At 42.4% G+C, this 18,920-nt stretch carries 17 protein-coding genes; 13 read left to right on the top strand and 4 right to left on the bottom strand.

Going from position 1 to position 18,920, the window contains the following annotated elements; all coding sequences use genetic code 11:
- Positions 1-554 precede the first annotated feature (554 nt).
- Positions 555-1,613: an aromatic ring-hydroxylating oxygenase subunit alpha gene (locus H9629_RS14420; protein WP_064096805.1), complete on the bottom strand. Its 1,059-nt coding sequence runs from the start codon at positions 1,611-1,613 to the stop codon at positions 555-557.
- A gap of 312 nt (positions 1,614-1,925) precedes the next feature.
- Between H9629_RS14420 and puuE the strand changes: the two genes are divergently transcribed.
- From puuE to H9629_RS14445, 5 genes are all read left to right on the top strand, one after another.
- Positions 1,926-2,888 carry an allantoinase PuuE gene (gene puuE / locus H9629_RS14425; protein WP_191731365.1) on the top strand — a complete coding sequence of 321 codons (963 nt, stop codon included), beginning with the start codon at positions 1,926-1,928 and terminating at the stop codon, positions 2,886-2,888.
- Between the two features lie 139 nt (positions 2,889-3,027).
- On the top strand, positions 3,028-3,531 hold the full coding sequence (gene uraD, locus H9629_RS14430) for a 2-oxo-4-hydroxy-4-carboxy-5-ureidoimidazoline decarboxylase (RefSeq protein WP_064096807.1): 504 nt from the start codon (positions 3,028-3,030) through the stop codon (positions 3,529-3,531).
- On the top strand, positions 3,528-3,848 hold the full coding sequence (gene uraH, locus H9629_RS14435; RefSeq protein WP_064096808.1) for a hydroxyisourate hydrolase: 321 nt from the start codon (positions 3,528-3,530) through the stop codon (positions 3,846-3,848). The genes uraD and uraH overlap by 4 nt, the downstream gene beginning before the upstream one ends.
- Before the next feature lie 30 nt (positions 3,849-3,878).
- Entirely contained in the window at positions 3,879-5,237 is a 1,359-nt protein-coding gene (locus H9629_RS14440) for a nucleobase:cation symporter-2 family protein (RefSeq protein WP_191731366.1), read from the top strand.
- 126 nt (positions 5,238-5,363) lie between these two features.
- Positions 5,364-6,077, top strand: coding sequence for an outer membrane protein OmpK (locus H9629_RS14445; RefSeq protein ID WP_064096810.1), 714 nt, complete (start codon positions 5,364-5,366; stop codon positions 6,075-6,077).
- 56 nt (positions 6,078-6,133) lie between these two features.
- Here H9629_RS14445 and H9629_RS14450 read toward each other — a convergent pair whose 3' ends face one another.
- Both H9629_RS14450 and alc read right to left on the bottom strand, forming a co-directional pair.
- Positions 6,134-6,631: an ureidoglycolate lyase gene (locus H9629_RS14450; RefSeq protein ID WP_191731367.1), complete on the bottom strand. Its 498-nt coding sequence runs from the start codon at positions 6,629-6,631 to the stop codon at positions 6,134-6,136.
- 12 nt (positions 6,632-6,643) lie between these two features.
- The gene (gene alc / locus H9629_RS14455) at positions 6,644-7,648 is read right to left on the bottom strand and encodes an allantoicase (protein ID WP_064096811.1); all 1,005 of its coding nucleotides are present in this window, start codon (positions 7,646-7,648) and stop codon (positions 6,644-6,646) included.
- A gap of 212 nt (positions 7,649-7,860) precedes the next feature.
- On the opposite strand from alc, the gene hpxO reads away from it, so the two are divergent.
- Positions 7,861-9,018 carry an FAD-dependent urate hydroxylase HpxO gene (hpxO, locus tag H9629_RS14460; protein WP_064096812.1) on the top strand — a complete coding sequence of 386 codons (1,158 nt, stop codon included), beginning with the start codon at positions 7,861-7,863 and terminating at the stop codon, positions 9,016-9,018.
- A 76-nt stretch (positions 9,019-9,094) separates the two neighbouring features.
- Here the strand turns inward: hpxO and H9629_RS14465 are convergent, their stop codons facing one another.
- On the bottom strand, positions 9,095-10,018 hold the full coding sequence (locus H9629_RS14465; RefSeq protein WP_191731377.1) for a LysR family transcriptional regulator: 924 nt from the start codon (positions 10,016-10,018) through the stop codon (positions 9,095-9,097).
- 279 nt (positions 10,019-10,297) lie between these two features.
- On the opposite strand from H9629_RS14465, the gene H9629_RS14470 reads away from it, so the two are divergent.
- The 7 genes from H9629_RS14470 (at position 10,298) to H9629_RS14500 (ending at position 18,913) form a co-directional block, all read left to right on the top strand.
- Entirely contained in the window at positions 10,298-11,353 is a 1,056-nt protein-coding gene (locus H9629_RS14470; protein ID WP_191731368.1) for an aromatic ring-hydroxylating oxygenase subunit alpha, read from the top strand.
- Positions 11,354-12,073: 720 nt separating this feature from the next.
- The gene (locus tag H9629_RS14475) at positions 12,074-13,174 is read left to right on the top strand and encodes a BMP family ABC transporter substrate-binding protein (protein ID WP_191731369.1); all 1,101 of its coding nucleotides are present in this window, start codon (positions 12,074-12,076) and stop codon (positions 13,172-13,174) included.
- Between the two features lie 120 nt (positions 13,175-13,294).
- Positions 13,295-14,893 (top strand): ABC transporter ATP-binding protein, encoded by a 1,599-nt coding sequence (locus H9629_RS14480; protein ID WP_191731370.1) that lies wholly within the window; start codon positions 13,295-13,297, stop codon positions 14,891-14,893.
- A gap of 40 nt (positions 14,894-14,933) precedes the next feature.
- Positions 14,934-16,031, top strand: a complete 1,098-nt coding sequence (locus H9629_RS14485) for an ABC transporter permease (protein ID WP_191731371.1) — start codon at positions 14,934-14,936, stop codon at positions 16,029-16,031.
- 33 nt (positions 16,032-16,064) lie between these two features.
- Positions 16,065-16,985: an ABC transporter permease gene (locus H9629_RS14490; RefSeq protein WP_064096818.1), complete on the top strand. Its 921-nt coding sequence runs from the start codon at positions 16,065-16,067 to the stop codon at positions 16,983-16,985.
- A gap of 43 nt (positions 16,986-17,028) precedes the next feature.
- Positions 17,029-18,396: an amidohydrolase family protein gene (locus tag H9629_RS14495; RefSeq protein ID WP_191731372.1), complete on the top strand. Its 1,368-nt coding sequence runs from the start codon at positions 17,029-17,031 to the stop codon at positions 18,394-18,396.
- A gap of 154 nt (positions 18,397-18,550) precedes the next feature.
- Positions 18,551-18,913, top strand: coding sequence for a cation efflux protein, CzcI-like (locus H9629_RS14500; protein WP_191731373.1), 363 nt, complete (start codon positions 18,551-18,553; stop codon positions 18,911-18,913).
- Positions 18,914-18,920 lie beyond the last annotated feature (7 nt).

Raw genomic sequence — 18,920 nt, forward strand, 5'->3', positions numbered from 1 at the left:
AAAATAAACAAATGTCTTATCATTATAATTATTATTAAATTAATTTTTTATATTTAATAAATCACGACTTGAGTTTCTTGGTTTTTATTTCGTAATTTACATTATTCTATATACTATAAGATGCAATTAAAGCAATACTTTTATTTTAAATCCGCATTTTTAGAAATTAAACCAAAGCGCTGATGAGGGAGGGAAAATATCCTCATTTTTTTGCAATATCTTTTTATACATACGAATCGGAACGACTTAATCCAAAAATGATGGTGAAATTGGTCTCGCTCACAAGAGTGAAGTGAACGTGACCGTATTGATATAGCAATTACTGGCTCACCGAACAAGGATTGAGTGGAGATGAAGTTGCTGTATGTTCAGCCAGCAACGCTCATAGTTTTTAGTTCTGAACACATATTATGCTCGGAAACAATTCAATCCGCTAAAGTCAGATAAGATACTTATAACACAGGCCCATCCCGGAAAAGTATTATAGGGGGTTATAGAGAAAAAGAGACATATTGAAAAACCTGTCTCAAGTCGCTTCTCTTGTGCTTAAGTTTCTACATCGCAAATAAAGGGCTGAATCCCTGTTTACGTAACAATTTTCGATACATGCTTGAACTCCGATCTGCCGGAAAATGCGCTTCTAAAGATAATTCCAAAGGTAAATATTCAGGTTTCTGGTTTTCCACAATGACACGATCTTCTTCAAAGATTTTCATATTGAATGCATAGGCATCTTCAATCGGCAAATCTTTATCATAATTGCGGCAAATAGGTGCAAAAAGTCGTGTTGAACGTGCAGTCATCGGTGAAGCCGCATTCATGATGACCTGCTTGGCATCATTCGGAAAATGAATCGTAAGTGTTGCAGTAAAGGGTAGGCTGACTTCGAAATGACGTAACCATTTAAAATCTTCCTGGCCACGTTGTTCGGTTCCAATCGGATAACGTCCTACACTGCTGATGTAATCTGCGTTAAAACCGAACTCCGTTTCTGTCGTACTATACTCAGGAACTTCTACATCGTCCGGATCGCCAAAAGTATCTGGATGCACCCAGGCAAAATGTGCCACATCAATAAAACCTTCGAGCTGTCTTCCTGCAAAACATTGAATGTCTATCTGAGGACAGACCAGTTGCTGATACTCAGCATCATCCCAAAAAGGCATATGAGGAATATGAGGAATATGAGGTTCTGCATCCTTTTCAGCGCTTAACGAACACCAGATCAGACCATACTTTTCTACCGCAGCATAAGTTTTCAGATGGAAACGCTCCGATATTTTATGCTGAGGATGGGCAGGAATACGGTTGCATTTACCTGTACTGCCAAAGCGTAAACCGTGATAACGACACACCACGCCTTGGCCGTCATTTTTCCCCAAGCTTAAAGGTACACCGCGATGCGGACATGCATCTTTCGCTACCACCAGTTCATCATTCATTTTATAAATCACCAGCGGCATATCCAGCAGCATGCTACTTGTTGGCTGGTCTGTAACATCGCACGCAAGTGCAATCGGATACCAGTACTGAGCCAAGAGGTGCCAGTCATGTTCCTCGAATGTCATATGGACTGGTAAGTCGGGACTAAAAGTGGCGATATTTGTATTCATGATGGATTCTGTGTAGTGACCTTTAGCTGGACTATAAAACAGCAAGGTGTTCTATGAAATTTCAATTAACAGGACATAGGATTGTGTAAATCAGAACACTGACAGGCGATTAAAAATGAACATACGCCTCTATTCCAGTTTTTTATATTCAACCACGCAAATATTGAGATGGGATATTTCTAAGCTTAAATCTCGCTGAAAATATTTTTTTAAAAAGCGTGCTCTCACTTTCAATGCTCTACTTTGGCGCATAAATTGCTTATCACGCGTATAGACCATTGATCATTTACTCAGAATCGACAAGGAATTGATGTGACGACTAGCTACTTATGCGGACAAGAACTTATTGACAGCATTCGCAGTGCACCTTATTCGCGTGATCTGATTGGTTATCATGGCGAACCACCAAAAGTGCAATGGCCAAACGGCGCGCGTGTCGCGGTACAGTTTGTACTGAATTATGAAGAAGGTGGTGAAAACCACATTGAACATGGTGATACGGGGTCAGAACAGTTTTTATCTGAAATTATTGGTGCTGCCAGCTTTCCAGATAAACATATGTCGATGGATTCGATGTACGAATATGGTTCACGTGCAGGCTTCTGGCGGATTCATCAGGAATTCCAGAAACGTGGTTTGCCGATGACCATCTTTGGAGTCGGCATGGCCTTAATACGTAATCCTTATGTAGTCGAGGCGATTAAATCAGCTCATTATGATGTCGTTTCACATGGGCAGCGCTGGCTACATTATCAGGACATGCCGATTCAACTCGAACGTCAGTATATGGATCAGGCAATCAGTGTCTTGGAAAGCCTGTTTGGTACAGCACCTATTGGGTGGTATACCGGTCGGGACAGTCCGAATACCCGTCAACTTCTGGCTGAATTTCCTCAAATCAAATATGACGCTGATTACTATGGGGATGACTTGCCATTTTGGAGCACCTTGACCAATCAGGCAGGGGAAACACGTCCGCATTTGATTATTCCTTATAGCCTGGATAGCAATGACATGAAATTCAGTTCACCGGGCGGTTTTAATAGCGGGGAACAGTTTTATCAATATCTCAAAGATGCTTTTGATGTGCTCTATGCCGAAGGTGAAACTGCGCCAAAAATGCTGTCGATTGGCATGCACTGCCGTATTTTAGGACGGCCGGGACGTTTTAAAGCACTACAAAAGTTCCTGGACTACATTCAAAATCATGACAAGGTCTGGATTTGCCGCCGTGGGGATATTGCCGAGCACTGGTATAACTATCATGCGCCATAATCATAAAATATGTTTGAAAATATCAGTTTAAATGCTCTTTTTTGAGTCATGCACTTTATGAAAATCATGAAAACTCAGATTTGGCACTGTTATTGCAAAACCAGCTAATAACCAAGCAATATAATCAGGCGATTGAATAGTGCAACTCTTTGAATTTAATCAAGCATCAACAGAAGATGCGATGATCTTTTTAAAGCACTGCGTGCAAATACCCAGCTGGTCGACCGAGCTTGTCGCAAAGCGTCCTTATGCCTCGATTGAAGAGGTTTTGACTGCAGCGAATCAACAGGCGGCGACCTGGCGCTGGGATGAGATTAAAGCTGCACTGGATAATCATCCCCGTATAGGCGAGAAAAAAGCACAAGCTGAATTGAGTGAAATCGAAAAGAGCTTTTCTAACCGTGAACAATCCGGCATTGCCGCAGATGACGATACCCGGCTTGCACTGCTTAAAGGCAATCTTGCCTATGAAAAAAAATATGGGTTTATCTTTCTGATCAAAGCTGCTGGATTGAGTAGTGAAGCCGTTCTTCACGCCCTGACATCTCGCTTGCAGAATGATCCAGAGATTGAGAAATGTATTGTGCATCAACAACTGGCAGAAATTGCCTTGTCACGACTGGCTCAGGAGCTTCATGCATGATTAGCACACATATTCTGGATACGCATCTGGGAAAACCTGCAACAGATGTGGTCGTTCGACTTTTTTCAGAAGACGGTCGCCTGATCAGGGAAGCAAAAACCAATACAGACGGCCGCGTCAGTGATTTTGGCATGGTCGATTTAAAAACAGGTATCTATAGTCTTGAGTTTTTTACATCTGCCTATTTTGAAAATTTGGGTTTAGAAACTTTTTTTCCTAAAGCAGTCATTCATTTTTATATAAAAGATGCATCACAGCATTTTCATATTCCTTTACTGATCAGCCCATTCGCGTACTCCACATATCGCGGAAGCTGATTTTATATTTAGACTTTGAGGGTGAGAAAAATGACAGAACAAAGTAAAACAATATCACCTGAACATGAATATTTAGGTGCGGGAAAAAGTGCAGCTTATGGTTTGCAACACGTACTGACCATGTATGGTGGAATTATTGCACCACCTTTAATCGTGGGAACGGCAGCCGGCCTAGAAGCCTATCAAATTGGATTATTGATTGCAGCGGCGCTATTTGTGGGTGGTTTAGCTACAATTTTGCAAACAGTTGGGGTGAAATATATCGGCGCGAAATTACCTTTGGTGCAGGGAGTTTCTTTTGCCGGGGTTACGACGATGGTGGCGATTGTGACTACAGGCGGTGGTTTGCAAGCCGTCTACGGTGCAGTCATTGTCGCCTCATTGATCGGTTTTTTTCTGGCACCTTATTTTTCCAAAATTATCCGTTTCTTTCCTCCTGTAGTGACCGGTTGCGTCATTACTATCATTGGTTTGTCTTTATTACCTGTAGCAGTCCGCTGGATGATGGGCGGCAATCCCAAGGCACCAGAATGGGGAAGTGTCGAAAATATTGGTCTGGCACTGATGACATTGGCTTTAGTGATTTGCCTGAATCTGAGCCGACATGCCGCGATTCGTCGTTTGTCCATTCTTCTGGCAATTGTTTTTGGTTCAGTACTGGCCTATTTATTTGGTTTTGGTGATTTCTCTAAAGTTGCGAATGGAACATGGATTCAGGTACCCAGCTTCTTCGCCTTTGGACTACCGACTTTTGAGCTCACTGCCATTATTTCCATGCTCATCGTTACTCTCGTGATTATGACCGAAACCACAGCAGATATCATTGCAGTGGGTGAGATTGTAGGTACCCAAGTGGATGCGGATCGTATCTCGAATGGCTTGCGTGCCGATATGTTATCGAGTGCGGTGGCACCGGTTTTTGGTTCCTTCATGCAAAGTGCTTTTGCGCAAAATGTTGGCTTGGTGGCGATTACCGGAATTAAAAGCCGTTTTGTGGTCGCTGCGGGTGGCATGATTTTAGTCGTACTGGGTTTACTGCCAATTATGGGACGTTTAATTGCTGCCATTCCTGTACCTGTATTGGGCGGTGCGGGTCTGGTGCTTTTTGGAACTGTTGCTGCGAGCGGAATTCGTACCTTGGCTAAAATTGATTATAACGAGCAAAAAAATCTCATCATTGTTGCGACTGCCATTGCAGCAGGCATGATTCCAATTATTGATCATTCCTTTTATGCCAACTTTCCAAAATGGGTGCAAACCTTATTTCATTCGGGGATTAGTTCAACCTGCTTAATGGCCATTTTACTCAACCTTTTGTTCAATCATCTAAACTTATTTAAAAATAAAAGTACGGCAACCGCCGAAGTCGTGGCAAAGCTTCCACATTAGAAAATTTAAACCAGAATAAAAGCAGCCCGGAAAATGGGCTGTTTTTTTATCAAAAATTAAAAAAGTTGGCTTTGTTCTTGCTTAATTCAGAACGTGATTTTTTCATTCCACTGGGGACCCTTATTTATGAAATTCACTCAACTTACTGCTGCAACATTACTTGTATTAGGTGCGGCATCCGCACAGGCAAAACCGGTCTGGCAAGACTTCAGTGTCACCGGACTTTATGGGGAAAACTATGAGGTGGTCGATGAAAAACAGGCGACTGCCACCTTTGAGTATGTGGCAAAAGTAAAATATGCAGATGTATTTTTCTTCATTGACCGCATGCGTGGTGCAGATGATGTTAAATCCAGTTATTTTGAGTTTTCACCACGATTAAGTTTGGGTGAAGTATCAGGCCAGAAGCTTGCCTTTGGTCCGGTTAAAGACGTATTGATTGCAACAACCTGGGAAGGTGGAGAGGGTTTTGATAATTTCCTGTATGGGGTAGGTTTCGATCTGGATATTCCATATTTCCGTTACGCCGGTATTCATCTTTATCGAGCTAATAATGAGAGTATTGATGATGATTACCAGTTGACACTCACCTATGCCGTGCCATTCAAACTGGGTACTGAAGAATTCCTGGTGGATGGCTTCCTGGATTGGTCAACAGCAGAAGATGATCATAAAAGCGAAATGAACTGGACGACACAATGGAAATGGAATGTTGGCAAACACATTTCGCCAGAAACTAACCTGTATCTGGGGGTTGAACATTCTGTCTGGAACAATAAATTCGGAATCCCGAATGCTGATGAAAATAATGTCAGTGCTTTGGTGAAATATCACTTCTAGGCAAAGTGATGAAAAAATAAGTAAAAGCCCTGATAATAAGGGCTTTTTTAATCCATTTAAAAGGTTATCTGGATTTTTTCAGGAAAAGTATAAACATCACAGTTTGATCTGCTACCTATACGATCCACCACCACAAACTCACTAGGGGCTTCAAGCGTCAATAAAGGATGATGCCAGGTTCCGGCATGATAATTCACGCCTTGCGAACCATCACTGATAAATACCTGAATCTGACTGAGATCGGGCTGTGTATGATCAAGTTCAGGTGCTACAACGATTAAAAATTGCTGGCCGTGCATTGGAATAAAAGCCTGTGAACCCAGAGGATGTCTTTCCAGCATCGAGATATGAAGGGGAATTGCCGTGGCTTGCGTATTTCTAAAAATACTCATTCCGACCTTGGTGTCACTTTCTACTTCAGCCAAGGCATGATAACGCTCAGTCTGCTGCTCATTGATATGAAAATAATGATTACCCTGACAGGCAATGACTTCTCCAAAAGGCAGAAAGTTTTCCGTGCTTAAAGGCTGTATTTTTATACTTTGCATAGACATATCATTCATCACTCAAGCCAATTTTCCCCAGAGCCGAATCCGGCTGATGCCACCGTCCGGAATCATGTTGACACGAATATGGGAAATTTTTTCGTGCTGTAAAATTTCATTGATGTAATGATGAATATAATCCATTTGCATGGGCTGGGCTTCTAACAAAAAAGGCCAGAACATGCTTTGTGGAATGAGTTGCTCATCGGTTGCATCCTTAACATAGATGGCTTGAATAGAAACCTCGGCAGGGAAATTACCTTTAAAATGGGCGGTATCAATTTCAATTTTCTCGATTCGGGCACTGGCACCTAAGGCCAAAATGCACCAGTCAAATCCTGGCGCGCGGCGACGTTTGGTTTCCCAACCATCGCCCATATTAATGCCACGCCCCGGATTAATCAGATTGCGTGGATGTCCAAAATGCGCATCGCTATAGGCAACGACACGGCCACCATGTTCGAGTGCCAAGACATCCAGCACTTGATCATAATCTTGCAGATCGATTTTTACCTGACCATAGACCTTAAAACGTGCAATCCCACCGTCAGGATAAATATTCAAACGGACATGGGTAAATATCTGCTTTGCTGAAATCTGAAAAATATGATGTTGGCTGGGGCCTAGGACATTATTTTCCAGAATGCTGATCCATTCTGCCTGATCAAGATTTCCATCTGGCGCATAACATGCTTGTACAGCAGCAGAGGCCGGATAATTGCCGCTAAAAAAAGTCGTATCAATATCCAGTGCCTGGATTTGACCTGTAACAGCAAGTTTAATGATGGCCCAATCATAGCCCGCGTGGCGCTTGCGACGGGTTTCCCAGCCATCCATCCATTTACCATGCTCATCAAACTTGTCTTCGATAAAGACGGGTGCCTCAAACTGCAACATGCGTTTCGCTTCAGCAAAAAACTCATCTGAACATTCAAGAATTTCTGCGCCAATTCGCGCATCTGCAAGGTTAGTTAACTGCTGTACTGGAGCAGGCAGATCAAAAATTGGAGCTAATAAGGTCGCCATCTTAAATTTCCATCATCATTGTTATACGTCACATGAATATGCACTTTTATAAACCCAGATTTGATTCTGTATTTATAAAAATAGGACATTGAAGGAATTTAAAAGCACAGCGTATGCCAACTTTCGCAATTTTTTTAGTGCATTTTTTTTCAAGGATGGCACGTTTTTAGCATTTTAGCTGGCAATGAAGATGAAATAGCCAGGAGAAATAGATGGAAATTGCAATTATTGGGGCAGGCATGGGCGGATTAACCACAGGAATTGCACTAAAAAAGTTCGGACATCAAGTCACTATCTATGAGCAGGCAGAACAGATTTTACCTGTCGGTGCTGCAATTTCCTTGTGGTCAAACGGGGTGAAATGTTTGAATTATTTAGGCTTAACTGAGCAGGTTGCAAAGTTAGGTGGCCAGATGAATGACTTAGCCTATATCGATGGTTTGAATGGTGAGGTCATGACGCAGTTTAGTCTGGCGCCGTTAATTGAAGAAGTCGGTCAACGTCCATATCCGGTATCGCGTGCTGAATTACAAAATATGTTAATGGATGAGTTTGGCCGGCAGGATATTCAGCTCGGTAAAAAAATGGTGTCTATTGAGGATAAGGGGCAACACGTCGAAATCGGTTTTCAGGATGGCAGCACTGCTTCTGCAGCATTATTGATTGGCGCAGATGGTACCCATTCCATAACGCGTCAGTATGTCTTGGGCAAACAGGTTGAGCGTCGTTATGCCGGTTATGTGAACTGGAACGGACTGGTTGAGATCTCTGAAGATTTAGCGCCTGCACAGCAGTGGACCACGTTTGTCGGTGAAGGCAAACGTGCTTCACTGATGCCTGTGGCAGAGCATCGCTTTTATTTCTTCTTTGATGTGCCATTGCCCGCAGGTCTGGAAAATCAGCGTTCGGAATATAAGACCCTATTAAAGCAATATTTCTCTGGCTGGTGCCCACAGGTTCAATACCTGATTGAGAGTATTGATGAGCAGAAAACCAATCGTGTCGAAATCCATGATATTGAGCCTTTTACCCAGTTTTATAAGGGCCGTGTGGTAATTTTAGGGGATGCGGCACATAGCACCACACCGGATATCGGGCAGGGAGGTTGCCAGGCAATGGAAGATGCGGTCTATCTGGCACGTGCCTTACAAATTAATACGCTAGGTCTGGAAGATGCCCTGAAACGTTATCAGAATAAACGCAATGAACGCGCCAATGAATTGCTGCTACGTGCACGTAAGCGTTGTGATGTCACGCATATGAAAGATGAGCAAATTACCAAAGACTGGTATGCAGACCTGCGTAAAGAGCAAGGCCCACATATTATGAAAGGCATTATTAGCAATATTGTGGGTAATCCATTGGATTAAGCCTCATTAATGGCATCACATATCTAGAAACCGCGATTTTAACCATCGCGGTTTTTGTTATTTAAGTATGAAAATACTACAGTTGCTGCACCTTGCTTTTTAAGGCTTCCATTTGTTCAATAATATGCTTGATCATCAACTGGGAAACACGTGAAATCTGGCGTTTTGGCGCCACACAGAGGGCAATGGTCAGCGGATGCAGCCCTTTTTCAGAGATAGGTTTAAAGACCACTTCATCTCGCTCTACATAGGGTAAAACATCGAGATAACTAAAAATTCCAATCCCGGAATTCGCCTTAATGAGAGTATTCATCAGGCGGATATCATTCGATTCCGTTTTACGTGCAGGTATAAATTGATGATGTTTATACAGTGCCTGTACATAATCATGAATAATCAGGGGGTCGGCCGGAATAAAATGGTTGTCGTTCAAGGTATCGGAAAAATAAATCTTTTCTGCTTGAGCAAGAGGATGTGATTTACCCATTACAAAACCTAAAGGCAGCTCCAGAAAATGGAGGACTTCAATATGTTGATGGGATTTTGGATTCAGGATCAGGCCAAAATCAAGATCTGCCTCAATCACTTTTTTGGCTACAATTTCACTGTCTGCGACCCGGATATTAAAATTAATCCAGGGATAATGTTCATACATATATTGCACGGACTGCATGACAAAACCATCATTTAAGGCAGAAATTAAACCGAATTCGATGGTCCCACGCGTAAGCCCCTGAATTTCATCAAAGCGAATCCGGGTTTGCTGGAATTCTTTTTGCCATTTCATAACATCGGCATAGAGTAATTCGCCAGCAAGAGTCAGTTTTAAACCATTGGGCAAGCGCTCAAATAATACAACTCCCAGTTCTTCTTCAGCCAAAGCAATTTGCCGATGTACTGCAGACACGGAAATGAATAATTGATCTGCGGCCTTGCGTAAACTTCCCGTTTTCGCCACCGCGATAAAATATTCTGAAAATCGGGAAAAAGGCGTATTCATTAATTTAGTCAAGCGAAGAACCACCATTTATTTATATCAATATTTGAGATAACCGTATTTATGCGAGTTTTATGCCAAAGAAGGCAGTTTTAATCGGCAAGTACATTTGTACATGGGTGATGTGTTCTAATTTTAAGAATGAATAGTACGAATCATTCTAATAGACAGAATGACAATAAATTAAGTAATTTCAATAATAAGCAAAGCCAAAATTGCACAGTTCTGCAATGTTCAAGGCCTGTACAAAGAGACCATCCACAGTAAGAATATAGGTTTGATATGAACGCAATTCCAGTCATTAATTTATTCAACAAACCCTGCTATAGCCAGTTTGATGATCAGGACTGGGAAATTCTGGCTCGTCACTGGTATCCGGTTGCACGGATTCAGGACGTTTCTATCCAACCGCAACAAGTAACCCTGCTTGATGTCAAACTGGCATTGTACAAAACAGAAAGTGGCGATATTCATCTGGTCCGTGATCTCTGTCCACATCGGGGTGTACCCTTAACCAAAGGCTGGGTTTCGGGTGAAAACTTGGTCTGTCCATATCATGGTCTACACTACAATGGCCAGGGAAAATGTATCAAAATTCCTGCACAACCTGAGCTGACCAACATTTCTGAGCGTTTTTCTCTGACCAAATTTCCTGTAGTGGAAAAATATGGCTTGATCTGGACCAGTATTTTTAGCCGTGACGAAGCAAAAGCCAATTTTCCTGTTTTAGATACCTGGGAGGTGCCAGATCATCAGGCAATTTTACCGCGGTTTGTGGATATTGCCGGTTCGAGTGGACGTCAACTGGAAGGCTTTATTGATGTTGCACATTTTGCCTGGGTTCATCAGGGTTCTTTCGCAGATCCTGAAAATCAGGTTGTACCCAAATACACGACAGAACGTACAGATTACGGCCTGCATACCGAATATGTCAGCAGTGTCAGCAACTATCCACATGGTATGCAAGATTTAGCACCGGAAGGCTTTTTATGGAAACGTGTATTTGATGTCTATCCGCCGTTTTCTGCAGTACTTACCGTACATTTCCCAGAACAGGGACAATTAAAAATTCTCAATGCCTGTTGCCCGGTCTCACACAATAAAACCCGTTTATTTGTGCCACTGACACGCAACTTCGATACCACAGGAGATCTACAAGCGGTATATGACTTCAATGCACAAATTTTTGCCGAAGATCAGGACATGGTGGAAAGCCAGAAACCTGAAGAATTACCGCTCGATATTTCCATGGAAGCGCATTTTGAAGCAGATCGTTCTTCAACGACCTACCGTCGCATCTTAGCTGAGTGGGGATTAAGTAAACGTTATGTTGTCTAATATATCTTAAAATTTAAAAATATGGATTAAATTTTGAATAAAAACCCTATATTTTAATATAGTGGTTTTTATTTATATTTCTTTAAATGATAAAAATATTATTTATACCTCCTTATTCTTTAATTAAAATTGATTAATATTGTCAAAATTTGGAAATTAAAATAAATCAATCTAAGCAAGCTTCAATTAGCTAGTTCCAACTTCCTTCAATGAGGAGAGAAAAGAATAATATCTGTAAGACATCAATATTTCGGTGCATTAAAGCTAAATCCAATTATTAAAAAAAACCATTAATCTATTTTAATATTAATAACTTATATTAAAAATAACTCCATTCCATCAATGAAGCTCAATACATGGTTCTATCATCTACATTTATCTTTGCTCATGAAAAATATGAAGCTTAGATTAAAAAAAGGAATGCGCAAATTTAAGGCATTTTATTTTATCGCACCACTTATAAGCAAAAATAAAAAATATCCTTTCATCAAATTAAATTTTAGGATCAATTATAAAATTAGTATTTATAAATTTAACAGCGGTACGCTTTTATTAAATAAAAAAAGAAAAAATATCTTATTTTAAAATCCTATTTTTATTTTTTTTGATAAAAACTGGAATGCTTATTGCTAATTATATATTGAACAGACTGAGCACATTTAAGTGAAGTCATTTTAAAGCATGTGTTGCATGACACAGAACAACCAAGAGCAGAATAGAATGAAAGAAAAAAATAGCTTGAAAACCGGATTGAAAAAATTGGTAGGGGTGTTAATTACAAGTGGTGTAATGGGCATGGCCGCTGTCGCCAATGTTCAGGCCCAAGATAAAGCCGCATTTGTTTATATTGGCCCAACCAGCGACCATGGCTGGACTTATTCTCATGACCAGGGTCGCATCAAGGCTGAAAAAACCCTAACTGGAAAATATAAAACCTCTTATATCGAAAATGTCCCTGAAACAGCAGATGCCGAACGGGTGATCCGTAACCTTGCACAGCAAGGCAGTAAAGTTATTTTTGCGACTTCATTTGGTTATATGAATGCAATGGAGAAAGTCTCCAAGCAATTTCCAAATACCGTATTTATGCATGCAACCGGTTATAAGCAGGGCAAAAATTTAGGAGTGTATGATGTCCGCACCTATGAAGGTGCTTATATGCTGGGTGTGGTCGCAGGGCAAAAAACCAAAAATAATGTATTGGGCGTAGTTGCGTCTTTTCCGATTCCTGAAGTTATCCGTAATATCAATGCCTATACCCTCGGTGCACAAAGTGTAAATCCAAAAATTAAAACCAAAGTCATTTGGGTGAATTCATGGTTTAACCCGGGCAAAGAACGTGATGCAGCCCTAGCTTTGATTGCTCAAGGTGCAGATGTACTGATGCAAAATACCGACTCTCCGGCAGTGGTACAGGCGGCTGAACAAAAAGGTGTCTTTGCTTTTGGCTGGGATTCTGACATGAGCAAATTTGGCCCTAAAGCACATCTTGCTGCATCGGTTTTACATTGGGAAAAAATCTACACTCCGGTAATGACGCAAGTCAGCAATAAAACCTGGAAACCAAGTGCCATGTGGTATGGCGTAAAACAAAAAGCAGTAAATATCGAAAGCTTTGGTCCTTCAGTATCTGCAGCCTCTAAAGCAAAAGCGCTGAGTGTACGTGATGGCCTTTTAAAGGGCACAGTACATCCATTTACTGGTCCGCTTCATAAACAGGATGGCACATTAGTATTGGCAAAAGGCAAGCGCCTAGATGATGCAGCACTAAGTAAAATGAATTACTACGTGAAGGGCGTAGAGGGCTCATTACCTAAATAAAGCTCTGTCATTTTGCAATTCAAAAAACTTTAAATACTTTGATGTACCTTTCCGCATCCATCTGAATGCATGCACGCTTCAGATGGATACCGCACTGTCACAGCATTGAATAGGGCACTGATGATTACCTCTCAACACGATAGATCTGCTCATATACAAAAGAGGAACATGGCTTCTTCAGGTGTACCGCGTTTACAGCTCATTAATATCTGTAAAAGTTATAATTCACTAAAAGCAAATGACCAGATTCATTTAACCGTTCAACCCGGACAGATTCATGCCATTCTGGGTGAAAATGGTGCTGGCAAAAGTACCCTGATGAAAATCATTTATGGGGCAACCAAAGCCAATCAGGGACAAATCCTCTGGAACGGTAAAGAAGTTCATATTGATAATCCGTCGATGGCAAGAAAGCTCGGGATTGGCATGGTCTATCAGCATTTTTCTTTGTTTGAAACCTTGACCGTGGTGGAGAATATTTCGCTGGGACTGGATGAAAAGATTCCTTTAAAAGCTCTAAGTCAAAAAATTATTGCAGTCTCAGAACAATATGGTTTACCGATTGATCCACGCCGCGAAGTACATTCTTTATCGGTAGGTGAGCGGCAACGTGTCGAAATTATTCGTTGCCTTTTACAAAACCCGGCTTTAATCATTTTAGATGAACCCACCTCGGTACTGACACCACAAGCGGTACGGCAACTGTTTAAGACTTTGCGTTTATTGGCCTCCCAAGGCGTTTCAATTTTATATATCAGTCATAAATTACATGAGATTAAAGAACTCTGTGATGAAGCGACTATCTTGCGTAATGGCCGTGTGACCGGAAATGTTAATCCCAAAGACAACAGCACCAGTGATTTAGCGCGCTTAATGATTGGCCGTGATTTACCGACCTATGTACGCCCTGAATATACAGGTGAAAAACAGATCTTATTCCAGGTCGAGAATCTGGATTATCAGTCCGACGACCCATTTGGTGTGTCGCTGAAAAATATCAATTTAAATATTTGTGCCGGCGAAATTGTAGGAATCGCCGGGATTTCTGGCAATGGGCAAGCAGAATTACTGTCTTTATTGTCGGGCGAAAACAGCCTGAAATATGGCCGGATGGTTCTGGATCAAATCGATATTTCCCGATTCAGTCCTGGACAACGGCGTGACTTGGGTCTGGGCTTTGTACCTGAAGAACGTCTGGGTCGAGGAGCAGTCCCGAACATGACGCTGTCCCAGAATGCCTTGCTGACTGCATTTCGGCAGAATCTGACGCAATGGGGATTAATCAAGTTTTCACAATGTAAGCTTTTTGCCCAGCACTGTATTGAAAAATTCGGAGTGAAAGCCAGTGGCCCAGAGGCAGAAGCACGTTCCTTGTCCGGTGGAAATTTACAAAAATTTATTGTAGGCCGGGAAATTCTGCAAAACCCGAAATTCCTGATTGTGGCTCAACCGACCTGGGGCGTAGATGTCGGCGCGTCCATGTTTATCCGGCAAACCCTGATCGATCTCTCTCGACAAGGTGTTGCCATTTTGGTGATTTCAGAAGAATTAGAAGAGCTGTTTGAAATCAGTGATCGTCTCTGTGTCTTGGCCAATGGTGAACTATCTCCAGCCATACCTATCCATGAAACCAATACTGAAAATGTTGGGGTCTTGATGTCAGGTATTTCAAGTCATGACACTGCGATCATAGTAGAGGAGCAGCAAGCTCATGCTTAATACAGTCAATAATAAATCTATAAATTGAGAGGAAAGCGACATGCATTTACTGGAACCGCGTGAACATCCATCTCAAATCATGAAGTGGCTTTCACCACTCATTGCGCTGCTGGCCATGCTGATTGTCGGGAGTATTCTGTTTTTAATGCTGGGGATTAATCCCGCGCAAGCCATGTACATCTTCTTTATTGAACCGCTGACATCTTCTTATGGCTGGAGTGAACTGGCAGTGAAAGCCGGGCCTCTGATTCTGATTGCCTTGGGGCTAGCGGTGGGATTTCGAGCCAAATTATTCAATATCGGTGCTGAAGGTCAGCTCACCATGGGCGCGATTTTTGGCGGTGGTATTGCGATTTTATTTCACGACCAAATTGGCTGGTGGATTCTCCCGTTAATGATTGTCATGGGCGCACTTGGTGGGGCACTCTGGGGCGCAATTCCTGCCTTACTGAAAACCCATTTTAATGCCGAAGAAACCCTGACCACCCTGATGATGAATTATGTTGCAGTATGTGTGTTGCTATACCTGGTCAATGGTCCCTGGCGTGATCCTGAAGGGATGAATTTTCCACAATCAGTCGTTTTTAGTGAGAGTGCGACGCTGCCATTCATTGTAGAAGGCACACGCATTAATGCCTCTATCTTTATCATTTTTTTTGCAGTTTTCCTGTTTTGGGTCTTTATGCGTAAAAGTCTGACGGCCTATAAACTGGAAGTCAGCGGTCAGGCACCTTTAGCTGCAAAATACGCAGGTTTTTCTTCCTCCAAAGCCATCTGGATGAGTCTGGTAATTTCCGGAATGATGGCAGGTATTGCCGGACTCTGTGAGGTGGCTGGACCTATTGGACAGCTAAATCCGAACCTGTCCCCAGGCTATGGCTATGCAGCGATTATCGTGGCTTATCTAGGGCGTTTGAACCCCATCGGTATTGTGCTGTCAGGCTGTTTTATGGCGCTGATTTATCTGGGCGGTGAAATGGCACAAATGCAGCTCCAGCTTCCGGTCGCGATTACCGGTATCTTCCAGGGTCTGCTGTTATTTTTCCTGCTGGCTTCCGATGCATTAATTGAAAACCGTTACCGGTTTAGCAAAAAAATGGCGTCACCGGTCCCTCAGCCCACAGCAACTACCCTTTAACCCAATGTTGTCTACAGCAAAAGGAAGCATGATATGGCTTTAGAAATAACTGCAATTCTTGCAGGTACTGTTGCAGCAGCAACACCACTGATTTTCGCAGGTCTGGGGGAATTGGTCACACAGCGGACTGGTGTGATTAATCTTGGAGTAGAAGGGATGATGCTGGTCGGTGCAATTGCAGGTTTTGCCTTTGCTGCGCAATATGATGCCAGTGTGTTAAGTGCCTTATTGATGGGTGGTCTGGCAGGCATGCTGATGGCCCTGATTTTTGCCTTTTTTACCTTGTCTTTAAGTACCAATCAATCCGCGTGTGGTTTGGCTTTAACCATTTTTGGACTCGGTATCTCTGCATTTTTGGGTCAGAACTACGTCAGTATGGCTTTACCGGGTCTGGCTAATTTTAATATTCCACTATTAGCGGATATTCCAGTATTGGGTCCGATTTTGTTCCAGCAAAACTATGTGGTGTATTTGTCGATCTTGATCTTCTTTCTGGTGTGGTTTGTCTTGGCGAAAACCCGTTTAGGCTTATTGCTTAAAGCAGTTGGAGAATCACCGGAAAGTGCGCACGCCATGGGTTATCACGTGTTGGCGATTCGTTATGGCGCAGTACTCTTTGGCGGTTTGATGGCAGGGGTTGGCGGGGCATTTTTATCAACCGTTTATACACCAATGTGGATCGAAAATATGGTGGCTGGTCGCGGCTGGATTGCCATTGCACTAGTGGTGTTTGCGGTGTGGAAACCCACACGTTTAATGCTCGGCGCTTACCTGTTTGGTGGCGTAACCATTTTACAATTTCACGCCCAGGCGCTTGGAATCAAGGTTCCGAACGAGCTGCTTGCCGCATTGCCCTATATAGCCACCATTGTGGTACTGGTCATGATTTCGCGGAATAAAAAAGTACTCAAAATGAATTTGCCATCTTCTTTAGGTAAAACCTTCGTGCCATAACCGCAGCCATTCATCATAAATAGAATAGATTTGAGTATAAATCATGAAAATTTTAACAGCTTCCTATGTCCTCACCATGAATGTGCAAAATGAATGTATTAAAAATGGCGCGATACTGATTGATGGAGACCAAATAAAAGCAGTTGGTACATTGGCACAGTTAACCCAATGCTATCCAGAGGTGCTCATTGAGGATTATCCACAAACGATCCTGATGCCGGGCTTGATCAATACTCATTGTCATTCCGGTTTATTACGTGGCACGGCAGAAGGATTACCGGTTTGGGATTGGTTACAGCAGTATATTGACCCGATGCACCGGGTGTTGACACCAGAGGATGCGAAAATTGCCTCTTATTTGTGTTATGCCGAGGCACTTTTGTCGGGAACCACCACCATTGTCGATATGTGGCGCTATATGGACGGAAGTGCTGAAGCTGCGCAAGCGTTGGGAATTCGTGCTGTTCTTGTGCCTTATGTCGCAGAGCATCCGGATCACAATTATTTTGAAACCTTAAAAAGTAATGAGGCTTTAATCAACCGTTGGCATCAGCAGGCGAATGGACGCATTCAGGTTTGGGTGGGTTTAGAGCACCTGTTTTATGCTGAAGCTTCAGCATTAAGCCGTATTGAAAAACTTTGTCAGGATTATCAAACCGGTTTTCATACCCACAGCAATGAAAGTCAATTTGATGTGCAGGAAAACCTGCGCCGTTCAGGTATTCGCCCGATTGAGAGTCTACAAAAACTGGGCTTGCTGGATCTGCCCAAGACCCTGTTGGCACATTGCGTCTGGGCGGATACAAATGAAATTCAAATTTTAAGGCGACATGCGGTCGGTGTCGCCCATAACCCGATTTCCAATATGAAATTGGCCTCCGGTGCAGCACCTGTGGTTGAAATGCTACGCCAAGGCGTTGCGGTGGGTCTGGGTACTGATGGAGAAAAAGAAAACAATAATCTGGATCTATTTGAAGAAATGAAAACGGCGTCACTACTAGCCAAGTTTTCGAATTTAGATGCGGCCGCCCTGGATGCCTGGTCAGTCTGTCAAATGGCTACGATTACAGGAGCAAAAGCCTTGGGTATGCAAGATGAAATTGGTTCATTGGAAGTCGGTAAACAGGCTGACCTGATTGCAGTCAAGCTGGATACACCACGGATGACGCCGTTGATTGATCATGGAAAATTATTTAATTTGCATACCAATTTAGTCCATGCAGTTCAAGGCCAAGATGTGGTCATGACGATGGTGGCGGGACAGACTGTGGTTAGAAATGGCTGTTTAATTAATGCTGATTTACAGGCTTTGATCGATCAGGTCAATCACGCGGCACCACGTTTATTTGGACGTCGTGATCAGTGGTTTGCAAAGCAGGGGCAAACGGTAAATGAATTACTGCGGGAATAATTTTGAGGTCTCAGTGACGGTTGAGGTTATCTATTGCATATATCAAAAAATTGATTGACCTTAGAGCTAGCCCAAGCTTTATAATGCAATAAAATTACTTGCTCATCTTCATATGCGTGCATCGACATGGATCACAGTCTTAGTGGGATTATTCATGTTCCAAAGCCTTTGGAATGTGGCAGCCGCTTTTTGTGTCCATGAAGAAACCATTACGGTGACTCAAGACTATCATTTTGGGCATCATACAAATTCCTTATGTGTAAGTGAAAGCCAAAAACATAGTCATCAAATATCTGAAGAAAAAGACCATGCTTTAGACTTCGCTGAGGATCATCAAGATCATCTTCCATCAATGAATCACTTGATTCTCGGACAACGCCAAGTTCCGCTTAAGCAAAAACTGTTTTCCTTTGCTGTTGTGCCAACGTACTTTTGGCGAAATGACTGTAGATCACCGGACTTAATTTCACAAAGTCCACCTCCCGAATTTTCCCCGCTAATGGTGGGGTTAGCCTAAAACATTC

The organism is Acinetobacter pecorum, from assembly GCF_014837015.1.
In the GTDB taxonomy this organism is placed as follows: Bacteria; Pseudomonadota; Gammaproteobacteria; order Pseudomonadales; family Moraxellaceae; genus Acinetobacter; species Acinetobacter pecorum.